10 protein-coding genes are annotated in these 12,918 nt (G+C 69.4%); 8 read left to right on the top strand and 2 right to left on the bottom strand.

The window, feature by feature from the left end; translation table 11 throughout:
* Positions 1-6: 6 nt before the first annotated feature.
* Positions 7-1,347, bottom strand: a complete 1,341-nt coding sequence (locus tag ACFWX1_RS04600; protein WP_378383802.1) for a lysine N(6)-hydroxylase/L-ornithine N(5)-oxygenase family protein — start codon at positions 1,345-1,347, stop codon at positions 7-9.
* A 134-nt stretch (positions 1,348-1,481) separates the two neighbouring features.
* Between ACFWX1_RS04600 and ACFWX1_RS04595 the strand changes: the two genes are divergently transcribed.
* The 6 genes from ACFWX1_RS04595 to ACFWX1_RS04570 all read left to right on the top strand — a co-directional run bounded on the left by ACFWX1_RS04595 (position 1,482) and on the right by ACFWX1_RS04570 (position 9,383).
* Positions 1,482-2,429, top strand: a complete 948-nt coding sequence (locus ACFWX1_RS04595; RefSeq protein WP_378383800.1) for a methionyl-tRNA formyltransferase — start codon at positions 1,482-1,484, stop codon at positions 2,427-2,429.
* A 67-nt stretch (positions 2,430-2,496) separates the two neighbouring features.
* Complete coding sequence (locus tag ACFWX1_RS04590; protein WP_378383798.1) at positions 2,497-4,587, top strand: alpha-galactosidase; 2,091 nt, start codon at positions 2,497-2,499, stop codon at positions 4,585-4,587.
* 118 nt (positions 4,588-4,705) lie between these two features.
* The gene (locus ACFWX1_RS04585; protein WP_378383796.1) at positions 4,706-5,983 is read left to right on the top strand and encodes an extracellular solute-binding protein; all 1,278 of its coding nucleotides are present in this window, start codon (positions 4,706-4,708) and stop codon (positions 5,981-5,983) included.
* 7 nt (positions 5,984-5,990) lie between these two features.
* Positions 5,991-6,929, top strand: a complete 939-nt coding sequence (locus ACFWX1_RS04580) for a carbohydrate ABC transporter permease (protein ID WP_378383794.1) — start codon at positions 5,991-5,993, stop codon at positions 6,927-6,929.
* Positions 6,926-7,750, top strand: coding sequence for a carbohydrate ABC transporter permease (locus ACFWX1_RS04575; protein WP_378383792.1), 825 nt, complete (start codon positions 6,926-6,928; stop codon positions 7,748-7,750). Before ACFWX1_RS04580 ends, ACFWX1_RS04575 begins: the two co-directional genes overlap by 4 nt.
* Positions 7,751-7,787: 37 nt before the next feature.
* Positions 7,788-9,383, top strand: a complete 1,596-nt coding sequence (locus ACFWX1_RS04570) for a hypothetical protein (RefSeq protein ID WP_378383790.1) — start codon at positions 7,788-7,790, stop codon at positions 9,381-9,383.
* Between the two features lie 2 nt (positions 9,384-9,385).
* Here the strand turns inward: ACFWX1_RS04570 and ACFWX1_RS04565 are convergent, their stop codons facing one another.
* Complete coding sequence (locus ACFWX1_RS04565) at positions 9,386-11,023, bottom strand: ABC-F family ATP-binding cassette domain-containing protein (protein ID WP_378383788.1); 1,638 nt, start codon at positions 11,021-11,023, stop codon at positions 9,386-9,388.
* Positions 11,024-11,180: 157 nt separating this feature from the next.
* Between ACFWX1_RS04565 and ACFWX1_RS04560 the strand changes: the two genes are divergently transcribed.
* Positions 11,181-12,047, top strand: a complete 867-nt coding sequence (locus ACFWX1_RS04560; RefSeq protein WP_378383787.1) for a PaaX family transcriptional regulator C-terminal domain-containing protein — start codon at positions 11,181-11,183, stop codon at positions 12,045-12,047.
* 2 nt (positions 12,048-12,049) lie between these two features.
* Complete coding sequence (locus ACFWX1_RS04555; RefSeq protein ID WP_378383785.1) at positions 12,050-12,835, top strand: enoyl-CoA hydratase/isomerase family protein; 786 nt, start codon at positions 12,050-12,052, stop codon at positions 12,833-12,835.
* Positions 12,836-12,918 lie beyond the last annotated feature (83 nt).

The following is a 12,918-nucleotide window of genomic DNA, read 5'->3' as shown; positions in this document are numbered from 1 at the left end:
ACGGACCTAGCGGGAAACGCTTACCGCGTACTCGGCAGGCGGCACCGCTGCCGCCCGGCGGTCCACAATGGACCGCAGGATCTCACCGACCCGGATCGCGGTGTTCGACAGCAGCGAGGACGTGATCCCGTGCGTGTGCTCGGTCCCGCCCTGGAGATAGACCCCGCCGCGCGGCGCGGGGTCCAGCTCGATCCGGTAGTCCCGTTCGATCCGCAGCCTGCCCCGGTCGTCGCGGCCGCAGCCCGCCGCGAGTTCACCGAGCAGCGGCGTCGGGTCGGCGGGCAGATAGCCGGTGGAGTAGACCACCGCGTCGGCCTCCAGCACGGTCCGCTCACCGGTGGTCAGCGACTCCACGGTCACCAGCACTCCCGAGCCGGTGTCGGTCACGTCGACCGGGCGCGAGACGTTGAGCATGCGCAGCCGTTCGACCCCGAGGACCTTTTCCCGGTACATCCGCCGGTACAGCTCGTCGATGAGGTCGATGTCGACCGCGGAGTAGTTGGTGGCGCCGTGATAGCGCATCAGGCGTTCCTTGACCGGTTCGTCCGCACGGTAGAACTGGTCGACCGCCTCCGGGTCGAAGATCCGGTTCGCGAACGAGCTGTCGTCGGCGGGGCTGTACCCGTAGCGCGCGAACACCGCGCACACCTCGGCGCCGGCGAATTCGTCGTGCAGCAGAGCCACGACCTCGGCGGCGCTCTGCCCGGCGCCGACCACCACGAACCGGCGCGGATCGGTGCCCCGCATCGCCGCCACCCGGTGCAGCAGCTCGCTGTTGTGCCAGACCCGCTCCCCCGCGCTCACCCCCTCGGGCAGATTGGGCCGCAAACCCGTGCCCAGCACCAGGTTCCGCGCCCGCAGCTCGACCGGCTCGCCGTCGGTGACGGCCTCGACGTCGAAGTAGACGATTTCCCCGCCCTCGAAAACCGGCCGCACCGAGCGCACTTCGGTGCCGTAGGAGACGACGTCGTCGACCTTCGCCGCGGCCCACTCGAAGTAGTCGTGGAACTCGACGCGCAGCGGGAACAGGTTCTTGTGGTTGATGAAATCGACCAGCCTGCCCTTCCCGTGCAGATAGTTCAGGAAGCTGAACTCGCTGGTGGGATTCCGCATCGTGGCGAGGTCCTTGAGGAACGACACCTGCATCGTCGCGGTGTCGATCAGCATGCCGCGGTGCCAGCCGAAGCGTGGTTGGCGTTCCAGGAAGTGGGCGGTCACCGTGCCCGCGTCCCCCGGCGCGGCGTTGTGCTCGGCCAGCGCGATCGCGAGCGCCAGGTTCGAGGGTCCGAAGCCCACCCCGACGACGTCGTAGACCGGAATCCGCTCACCGGCTCCTGCTGGTGCCATGTTGGTCCCCTAGCGCGGCACTGCCGCATCTCGTTCCACCGACGCAAAGCTCAGGAAACCCTAACCTAACTTAGGGCAGCCTCAACTAGTACCTTGGTGGTGATATTCATCCCTCGACCCCGAAAGGGCAGCTCATGCGCGTGGCCATGTTCGGCTACCAGACCTGGGGACACCGCACCCTCAAGGCGCTGATCGACGGCGGCCACGAGGTCGCGCTCGTGGTCACCCATCCCAAGAGCGACCACGCCTACGAGAAGATCTGGTCGGATTCGGTGGCCGAACTCGCCGAGGAGAACGGCATCCGCGCGCTGCTGCGCACCCGTCCCGACGACGCGGAGCTGCTCGCCGAGCTCAAGGAAGCCGACCTCGACCTGATCGTCGCCAACAACTGGCGGACCTGGCTGCCGCCGGAGATCTTCACGCTGCCCCGGCACGGCACGCTCAACGTGCACGACTCCCTGCTGCCCGCCTACGCCGGGTTCTCACCGCTCATCTGGGCGCTCATCAACGGCGAGCCGGAGGTCGGCGTGACCGCCCACATGATGGACGGCGAACTCGACGCCGGGGACATCGTCCTCCAGCGCGCCGTCCCGGTCGGGCCGTCCGACACGACCACCGACCTGTTCCACCGCACGGTCGACCTCATCGAACCGATCGTCACCGAGGCGCTGGCGCTCATCGAGTCCGGGAACGTCGTGCCGGTGCCACAGGACCGGTCGAAGGCGAGCTTCTTCCACAAGCGCGCCCCGCGCGACAGCCGCATCGACTGGACCTGGCCCGCCGAGGACATCGAACGGCTCGTGCGCGCGCAGTCCGACCCGTATCCGAACGCGTTCACCTACCACCGCGGCAAGCCGCTGCGGATCGTGAAGGCGTCCGTTTCCCGGGGCCATTACGGCGGGACGCCGGGGCGCATCTTCATCAAGGAGGGTGACGGCGTCGTCATCGTCGCCGGCCCCGAGGCACGGCGCGGGCAGTCGCCCGGCCTCGTCGTCGAACGGGTCCGGACGGCCGACGACGTCGAGCTGGCCGCGGGCGAATACTTCACCACCATGGGTGGTTATCTGACCGATCGCGACTGATGCCCGCTGCCCCGATGACCGGGAAGGGGGATGGCCGCGATCAGGTGAGCACGCAAGGATCGCAGGCATGATCGAGTGCGACGAGGGCACGCGGACCTGGGTGCTCCGGACCGCGGCCACGTCCTACGCCGTGCGGCTGACCGACGAGGACGTCCCGCGGCACGTCTACTGGGGCCCGGCGCTGACCCTCGCGCAGATCGCCGGACTCGGCACCGGGTCACGGCCGTGGTGGGACGGGTTCAACGATCCCGACGAGGGCCTCGACGAACTCGCGGCCGACGGCGGCACGCGGTACTGGCCCCCGGCACTGCAGATCCGGTTCACCGAGCACACCCGGTCGGTCGAGTGGCAGTACACCGGATACGCGATGGACGCGCCGCACCTGCGGCTCGAGTTCCGCGACCGGCACTATCCCCTGCGGATCACGCTCCACTACCGGATCGCGCGCGGCACCGACGTCGTCGAGCGCTGGCTCGAACTCGGCAACGACGGCGACGCGGTCGAAGTGGTCCGCGCCGATTCGGCGTCCTGGGTGCTGCCGCAGTGGCCCGCCTACCGGCTGAGTCACGTCACCGGCAGGTGGGCGGGCGAATGCGGACTGCGGCGGGATCCGTTGGCACACGGGGAAACCGTGGCTGCCAGCAGGCGCGGGATCACCAGTCACCACGCGAATCCGTGGGTCATGCTCGACGACGGCACCGCGACCGAACGCCACGGTGAGGTCTACGGCGCGGCGCTGGCGTGGAGCGGATCGTGGCGGATCACGACGACCCGCGCCGCGACCGGCCGCGTCACCGTCAGCGGCGGTTTCGGGCAGGACGGCGTCAGCCATCGGCTCGGCCCCGGCGATCGGCTGACGACGCCGGTGTTCGCTGGTCTCTACACCCGCGGCGGATTCGGCGCGGCGAGCCGGGAGTGGCATCGCTACGTCCTCGGGCACGTCCTGCCGCATCCCGGCGAAACCCGGCCGGTGCTCTACAACTCTTGGGAGGCAACGGGATTCGACGTCGACGCCGCCGGGCAGAGCGCGCTGGCCGAGCTGGCCGCGGCGCTCGGCGCCGAGTTGTTCGTGATGGACGACGGCTGGTTCGGCGAGCGGACCGGGGACCACGCGGGACTGGGCGACTGGCATGTCAACCGAAAGCGCTTTCCCGACGGGCTCGGTCCGCTCGCCGACCACGTGCACCGGCTCGGGATGAAGTTCGGGCTGTGGGTCGAGCCCGAGATGGTCAACCCGGACAGCGATCTCTACCGCGCGCATCCGGACTGGGTCCTGCACCAGCCGCACCGGCGGCGTTCGGAGCTGCGCAACCAGCTGGTCCTGAACTTCGCCCGGCCCGACGTCGCCGCGTGGGCGCACGAGTGGCTCGACGCGCTGGTCACCGAGCACCGGATCGACTTCCTGAAGTGGGACATGAACCGCCCGTTCAGCGAGGCGGGATGGCCGGGCGAAGCCGATCCGGACCGGTTGTGGGTCGAGCACACGCGCGCGGTGTACGCGCTGATGGACCGGCTCCGGGCCGGCCATCCCGCGCTGCGGATCGAGGCATGCAGTGGGGGCGGAGGCAGGATCGACCTCGGCATGCTCGCCCACGCGGACCAGGTCTGGCCGTCCGACAACACCGACGCCCTCGACCGGCTGGACATCCACCACGGGTTCGGGCAGGTGTATCCGGCGCGGACGATGTCGGCCTGGGTCACCGACGTCCCCGGCTTCGGCACCCGGCGGTCCATCCCGTTGCGCTTCCGCTTCCACGTCGCGATGTCCGGGGTGCTCGGGATCGGCGGTGACATCGGGAAGTGGCCGGCGGCGGATCTCGCGTTCGCCCGCGAGCAAATCGCGCTGTACCGGGACATCCGCGAGGTGGTACAGCACGGGCGCCTGTACCGGTTGCGTCCCGCCGACGACGGCGTCACCGCGCTTCAGTACGTTACCGCCGACACCGCGCGAGCGGTCGTCTTCGCGTATCGGCCGCGCGGGCGGTTTCCGGCGCCCGAGGCACCGCTCCGGCTGGACGGCCTCGACCCCGTGGCCCACTACCGCGATCCTGACGCGGGCGACGAGCACAGCGGAGCGGTCCTGCTCTCGCACGGACTGCCGCTCCGGCTCCCCGAAGGCGACTACGCGAGCACTGTGGTCCGACTCGACCGGATATAGATCCGACGTATTGGCGACACTGAGCCGGTTTTGTTGCCTTCCGGCGGTTGACATCCCCGCAGAGGTCCGATCGAATGCGTCGTATATCAGGTATCACACTGTGGGGAAGGCGGCTGCCATGAGAAGGTCCCTGGCGCTGGGAGCTGCGGCGTTCCTGGCCGTGAGCGTGACCGCGTGCTCGGTCGGCACGAACACCGGCTCCGGCAGCGGCGCCGAAATCACCTTCCTGACCTTCGAAACCCCGAACCTCACTCCCGCTTACTGGGACGCCGCGATCAAACGCGTCACCGACAAGAACCCCGGCCTCCACGTCAAGAAACTCGTCGCCCCCACCGCGGACGGCCGGACGTCGTATGCGAAACAGCTGTTGCAGTCCGGGCAGTTCCCGGACGTCATGATCGCCGTCGACTCCGCGGGTTTCGCCGAGGCCGGGAATCTGTACGCGTGGAAACCCGAGGAACTCAAGGATTTCCAGTTCCCCGAGGCGAACCCGGTGCGCGGCGGGTACTACCAGCTGCCCGCGAACACGCAGACCATCCCGCCGATCTACTACAACAAGAAGATGTTCGCCGAGGCCGGGATCACCGCGCCGCCGAAGACCTGGGACGAGCTGGTCGCCGACGCCGGGAAGCTCAAGGCCAAGGGCATCACCCCGTTCACGATCGGCGGCGGCAAGGACGGTTTCCCGTCGTCGATGATCCTCTCCGGGCTCGTCAGCACCGAGGTCTACGGCACGACGCCGGACTGGCTGACCCAGCGCCGCGCCGGCAAGGTCAAGTTCGCCGATCCCGTGTTCCAGCAGGCTTTCGGCAGGCTCGCCGAACTCGCCGCGCGCGATTATCTCGACAAGACCAGCGTTTCCCGGGATTACGCCGCGACCGAACAGGCCTTTCTCGACGGCAAGAGCGCGATGTATCCGATGGGCAACTGGTTCGCCGCGAACGCCGACGCCAAGAAGCACGACTTCGACATCGGTGTGTTCGATTTCCCCACCGTGGACGGGAAACGCGTCGTTCCCGCCTATACCGGCGGCGGCATGATCGTCAACGCGAAGGCCGCGAACCTCGACGCCGCCAAGAAATTCGCCCTCGGGTTCCAGCTCGACAAGGGTCAGCTCGACGCGTCGGTCAAGGCCGACGGGCTCTTCCCCGCCGTCAAGGGCTACCAGCCGCCCGCCGACGTCGGACCGACCTTCAAGGCGGGCTACGAGTTGTATCAGCGAGCGGTCCAGGAGAACGCCGTCGTCCACGCGTTCCGCTGGGAAACCGCCGACGACGGTCTTTTGCCGGGCATGAAGGACAAAGTGGACCAGGCCGCCCAGGACGTCATCACCGGGCGGAAGACCGTCCCGGAGGCCAGCGCCTTCCTGGACACCGAATGGGCGAAGGCGGGCTGAGCCGGGCATGGCTACGGATCTCGCGGCGGCGCCGGTGGGAGAACGCTTTCCCGCACGCCACCGGCGTAAGCCGATTTCGGGACGGCTCTGGCATTTCACGTCGTTCGGCGCACCCGGTGTGCTCGTTTACGCGTGTTTCGTGCTGGCGCCGATCGTGATCAGTTTCGGCTACAGCCTGACCAACTACAACCCGTTCAACCCGCCCGTGAAGTTCGTCGGTTTCGAGAACTACGCGATGTTGTTCGCGGACGAGCAGTTCCGCACCGCGCTGGGCGTCACGACGGTTCTCACGCTGATCGTCGTGATCGTGCCCAATGTGCTCGGTCTCGGCGTCGCGCTGCTGCTGGACAGGAAAGGCTGGCTGTACAACGCTTTGCGCAGCGTGTTCTTCACTCCGGTGGTGCTCAGTTCGGTGGTCGTGAGCATCGTGTGGTCGCGGCTGCTCGACGACCAGGGACCGCTGAACTCCGCGTTGCGCGCGCTCGGCGTCGAGCATCCGCCGGGCTGGCTGTCCGATCCGGACCTCGCGCTGTACTCGGTCGCCTCGATCGTGTGCTGGCAGTTGCTCGGCTTCTGCGTCGTCGTGTATTTGGCGGGGCTGCAAGGGGTTCCGGCGGAGCTGCTGGAGGCCGCGGAGATCGACGGCGCCGGACCGGTGCGGCGGTTCCGCGCGGTGACCTGGCCGCTGCTCGCGCCGTCGCTGACCATCAACACCGTCGTGCTGCTGATCTCGGCGTTCAAGACCTACGACTACGTCAAAGTCATCACCAACGGCGGACCGGGCTCCGGTGCGACCGCGACGATCGCGTTCGACGTGCTGCAGACCGGATTCGACGCCAACCACGTCGGCTATGCCTCGGCGATGGCGGTGCTGATGCTGGTGATCGTCGCCGTGCTCACCACGGTCGTACTGCACTTCCTGCGACGCCGGGAGGTGGACCTGTGAAACGCGTTTCGTGGCCGCGCCCGGTGATCGCCGTCGTCGTCGCGGCGGTGTTCGCCGTCCCGCTCTACCTCGTGCTCGCGAACGTGTTCAAGCACGGCGAGGCCATCGCGCGGGAACCTGCGTCGCTCCCGCTGCCGCCGACGCTCGCGAACATCCACGCGGTGCTGACGCGCCCGGACGGGCTGTTCTGGGTGAGCCTCACCAACTCCGTCGTCGTGACCGTGCTGTCGATCCTCGTGCTCACCGTGCTCTCGGCGATGCTGGGGCACTACCTCGCGCGGTCGGCGAAACGCTGGACGAAGGTACTCACGCTGGTGCTGCTGGCCGGGCTGATGATCCCGCCGCAGGTCATCCTCATCCCGATCACCGACGTCCTGCGTGTCACCGGGCTGATGGCGACCGTGCCGGGCCTGGTGCTGTTCAACGTCGGCTACTACGTGCCGTTCGGGGTGTTCGTGTTCAGCGGGTTCATCCGCGGTGTCCCTGTGGAGCTCGAAGAGGCGGCGCGGCTCGACGGCGCGAACCGGCTGCAGGTGTTCTGGCGGGTCGTGTTCCCCTTGCTGCGCCCGGCGACCGCGAGTGTGCTGATCTTCCTCGGGGTGTGGATCTGGAACGACTTCATCGATCCGCTGATCATCCTCGGACCGGGCCAGGGCACCACGATCACGACCGGGATCTACCGGTCGATCGGGCAGTACCAGGCCGATCTCGGCAGTGTGTTCGCGTTGATGTTCCTGGCGACGCTGCCGGTGCTGATCTTCTACCTGGCGCTGCAGAAGCAATTCGTCAAGGGCCTCACCGGAGGAGCCACGAAGGGCTGACGGGTGCTATAAGAACATCCGGCGGAGGGGGGTGCCCGTGGTGGAGCTGAGCCCGGCGGAGGAACGGGTCCGGCAGGCGTACGCACGCGGTGCGGAGGCGGATTTCCGCCAAGATTCCGACGACGCCGCCGATGGTGCTTCGTGGGGGCCCGAGCGGACGGTGCGGGCCGGATTCCTGCGGCGGTTGCTGCTCACCGCGGAAGTCGAGGACGGCGTGATCCCGGCACTGCGCGTGGCGGGCGCGCGGATCAGCGGGAAGCTGGACCTGGCGGGCGCGGACGTCCCGTGCCCGGTCCGGTTCCACGCCTGCCACTTCGACCAGGTGCTCGACGTGGAGGCGGCACGCACCCGTCAGCTCGATCTCAACGCGTCGGTGCTGCCCGGCCTTCGCGGCGCGAGAGTCCGCATGGCCGGGGCACTCCACCTGACCGCCTGCCGCTTCTCCGGGGACGTGCGGTTGGCGGGCGCGCGCATCGAGGGCCCGCTCCTGGCCGAAGGCGCGCGTCTCGAAACGACCGACGGATGGGCGCTGCGGCTGGACACGGCGCACATCGAAAATGACCTCTGGGCGCCAGGTCTCCGAGCCACCGGACCGGTGACAGTGGAGGGGGCGGCCATCGACGGCGCGCTGAACCTGCGCGACGCCGAACTGGGCAATCCCGGAGACATCTGCCTCGGCGGCACCAATCTCACCGTCGGGCTCGACCTGCTGGGCAGCGGGCTGCGGGCCGTCGGACAGATCCGTCTGCGCGGTGCCCGCGTCGGCGGCACCCTCGACATCACCGATGCGAAGCTGACTTGCCCTGGTAGCAAGGCGTTACGCGCCGACAATCTCGTCGTCGGGGCCGACCTGAGGGCGGTGCGGTTGTCCGCCGAGGGGTGCGTCGACCTGCGTGGCGGGAAGGTCACCGGCCAGATCAACCTCGCGCGCGCCGAGCTGTCGAACGACGACGGCGTCCTGGCCCTGCGGGTCAGCAGCTGTACCGCGGCCGAGTTGTCGCTGCGCGAGGCGAAACCGGTCCGCGGGCCCGTCAGCGTGCAGAACGCGCGGTTCGACCTGCTCACCGCCACCCCGGAGGTGTGGCCGGACGTGGTGCAGCTCAACGGCTTCCGTTACAGCGCGCTCGCACCCCACCTGCCCGCGCGGGAACGCCTGCCCCTGCTCAAACGCGCCGAAGACGGCTTCGTCCCCGAGAGCTACACGCAGCTCGCCGCCGCGTACGCCGGTGTCGGCGACGACATCTCGGCCCGCGAAGTCGGCCTGGCAAGGCAACGACACCAGCGCGGCACCCAGCCGTGGCATGCCCGGATCTGGGGCTATGTGCAGGATGTCACGGTCGGGTACGGCTACCGCCCGCTCCGCGCGGCGGCCTGGCTGACGCTGCTGCTCGCCGCCGGCACCCTGGTGTTCGGCTTCCACCACCCGCCCGCGCTGGACCCCGGCAAGGCGCCGGTCTTCAACCCCTTCGTCTACACGCTCGATCTCCTGCTGCCCATCGTGGACTTCGGGCAGGCGAAGGCGGTCAACCCGCACGGTGGCTACCAGTGGCTGTCCTACGCGCTGGTCGCCGCGGGCTGGATTCTCGCGACCACCGTCGTCGCCGGGATCACGCGGACTATCAACCGCCGCTAGCGCTACAGCTCGGTGACCTTGCCGTCGGTGACCTCGAGGCGGCGGGTGACGCGGACGGCGTCGAGCATCCGGCGGTCATGGGTCACCAGGAGCAAGGTGCCGGGATAATTGTCCAGCGCGGCTTCGAGTTGCTCGATCGCGGGCAGGTCGAGGTGGTTCGTCGGCTCGTCCAGCACGAGCAGGTTGACCCCGCGTGCCTGCAACAACGCCAGCGCCGCCCGCGTGCGCTCCCCCGGCGACAACGTCGCGGCCGGGCGCAGCACGTGCGCCGCCTTCAGGCCGAATTTCGCCAGCAGCGTCCGGACTTCGGCGTCGGCGAACTCGGGAACCTCGCGGGCGAACGCCTCGGCGAGCGGGTGCTCGCCGAGGAACAGTCGCCGTGCCTGGTCTACTTCGCCGACGACGACGCCGGGCCCGAGCGCGGCACTCCCTTCGTCCAGCGGGATCCGGCCGAGCAGCGCGCCGAGCAGGGTCGACTTGCCCGCGCCGTTCGCGCCGGTGACGGCGACCTTGTCCGCCCAGTCGATCTGCAGGTCCACCGGGCCGAGCGTGAACGGGCCCCGCCGTACGAGGGCGCCGCGCAGGGTCGCCACCACCGCACCGGCTCGGGGCGCGGCGGCGATCTCCATCCGCAGTTCCCATTCCTTGCGCGGTTCTTCGACGACCTCCAGCCGCTCGATCATCCGGTCCGTCTGCCGTGCCTTCGACGCCTGCTTCTCCGTGGCCTCGGCCCGGAACTTCCGGGCGTTCTTGTCGTTGTCGGGCGCCTTGCGGCGGGCGTTCTTGACGCCCTTCTCCATCCACGCGCGCTGCATCCGGCCCCGCGCCTCGAGCGCCGCCCGGGTGTCGGCGTACTCCTCGTAGTCCTCGCGCGCGTGCCGCCGGGCGACCTCGCGCTCCTCCAGATACGCCTCGTACCCGCCGCCGTAGGCCCGGACCTGCCGCTGCGCGAGGTCCAGCTCGACGACCCGGTCCACCGTGCGCGCGAGGAACTCCCGGTCGTGGCTCACCAGCACGGTGCCCGCCCGCAGCCCGGTCACGAACCGTTCGAGCCGCGCGAGCCCGTCGAGGTCCAGGTCGTTGGTCGGCTCGTCGAGCAGGAAGATGTCGTACCGGCTCAGCAGCAGCGAGGCCAGCCCCGCCCGCGCCGCCTGCCCGCCCGACAGCGACACCATCGGCTGCTCCAGGTCCACCGCGAGACCCAGCTCCGCGGCGACCTCGCCGGCGCGGTCGTCCAGGTCGGCACCGCCCAGCGCCAGCCAGCGGTCCAGTGCGACGGCGTAGCGCTCGTCCGCGCCGGCAGCTCCTTCGGTCAGCGCCTCGGTCGCGACGTCCAGCTCCGCCTGCGCGGCGGAGACACCGGTGCGGCGGGCCAGAAAGGCGCGTACCGACTCGCCGGCGCGCCGCTCGGGTTCCTGCGGCAGGTGACCGACGGTCGCGGTCGGCGGATTGAGCCGGATTCCGCCCGCTTCGGGGCGGTTCAGCCCGGCCAGCGTCCGCAGCAACGTCGACTTCCCGGCGCCGTTCACCCCGACGAGACCGACGACGTCGCCCGGCGCGACGACCAGATCGAGGCCCGAAAACAACGTCCGGTCACCGTGGGCGGCGGCGAGATCCTTCGCGACGAGTGTTGCGCTCATGAGGCATCCGAGTCTAGGAGAAGCACTGTCTTGGGTCCGACCCGCATCGATCAACACTCCATGCGGAGTAGTCTTCCGATCACTCTTCGTCGGTAACCTGATCGGGTTTCCGAATTCGCGCCAGCACGACCCGAGCAGTGAGGTCGGTGAACCAACGATGGCGGAGCCACGCACCACCGCGGCCCGGCCGAAAGTCAGCAGACGCCGCGAAGTCAGCCACACCAGTGCCCGGTCGCTCCTGATGACCGTGCTCGGCGAGTACGCGCTCCCCCGCGGCACGCCGGTCTGGACGTCGATGCTGGTGGACGTCCTCGGTTTCCTGGGTGTCGAAGAGAAATCCGCGCGGCAGGCGCTGGCGCGCTCCGCCGCCGAGGGCTGGATCGTTTCCGAACGGCTGGGCCGTCGCGTGCGATGGTCGCTGACCCCGCCGGGACGCCGCCTGCTCACCGAGGCCGCGGAGCGCGTCTACGCCTTCGGCCGGGACAGGCCGGCCTGGGACGGCCGCTGGCTGATCCTGCTGATCTCGGTACCGGAGGCCAAACGGGATCTCCGCCACCGGCTGCGGACCCGGCTCACATGGGCGGGCTTCGGCTCGCCGGTGGCCGGAGTGTGGATCAGCGCGGATCCCGGGCGGCAGGAGGAGGCCGACCGCATCCTCGCCGACCTCGGGCTGAGCACGCAGGCGCTGTCGTTCGTCGCGGCGTACGGCGAGATCGGCGAGCAGGAGGCCATGGTCACGCAGTCGTGGGACCTCACCGACCTGGAAGAGCGCTACGAACGGTTCATCGGCCGGTTCACCGACCTGCGCCCGTCCGGCGGCCGCGCCGTGCTGCGCGCGCAGACCGAACTCGTGCACGAGTGGCGCCGGTTCCCCTACCTCGATCCGCGCCTGCCCGCCGAGCTGCTGCCGACCCGGTGGTGCGGCGCCAAGGCCGCGGATCTGTTCCATCACAAACACGTCGACTGGCGCCCGGACGCCCAGCACTATTGGGACGTCCTCCTCGAAGCCGACGAAACAGGGTGAGCATGGCTGACAACGCACTGGTCCGGCTCGACCGCGACGGCGGCCTCGCCGTCGTCACCATCGACGCGCCGCCGCTGAACCTCTACACCGCCGAGCTGCACGACCAGTTCGTCGGCGCCGTCGCGCAGCTGGAGGCTTCACCGGCCCGTGCGTTGCTGATCCGGGCGGAGGGCAAGATCGTCAGCGGCGGCGTCGACGTCTCCCTGTTCGACGCGCAGAACTCGGCCGCCGAGGCGAAGGTCCTCTTCGACCGGATGCTCACGCTGCCCGACCGCATCGCGGCGCTGGAGTTCCCGACCGTCTTCGCCGCACACTCCCTGTGCCTCACTTGGGCCTTCGAGGTCGCCGTCGCCTGCGACGTCATCCTGGCCTCCGAGCGCGCGAAGTTCGGTCTCGTCGAGAAGGTCGTCGGCCTGACCCCGACCATGGGCGGCACGCAGCGGCTCGCGGAACGTGCCGGGATCGGCCGGGCCAAGGAGTTCGTCTTCACCGGCGACACCTATGACGCCGCCACCCTCGAACGCTGGAACGTCGTCAACCGGGTGCTCCCCGCCGAAGGCTTCGACGAGGCGACGCGCGCCTTCGCCACCCGGCTCGCCGACGGACCGACCCGCGCCCACGCCGCGACCAAGCGGATTCTCGGGCATTTCGCGCACGGCGGAGTGCCGGAGGCGAACGAGCACGTCACCACGATCGCGGCCGAGCTGTACGAAACCGAGGATCTGCGGAACGCGGTGAAGTCCTTCCTCACCGACGGCCCCGGCAAGGCCACCTTCACCGGCCGCTGAATCCGGCTAGCCTTCGCGCCTCGGCGAGTACCAACGCGTCGACCTCTTCCCTCGTCTCCGGGATGAAGTCGAGTGCGTCGTAG

Source organism: Amycolatopsis sp. NPDC059021 (assembly GCF_042739895.1).
Taxonomy (GTDB): Bacteria; Actinomycetota; Actinomycetes; order Mycobacteriales; family Pseudonocardiaceae; genus Amycolatopsis.
Note: the sequence above shows the minus strand (reverse complement) of the source record. Positions and strands in the feature narration are given on the sequence as shown.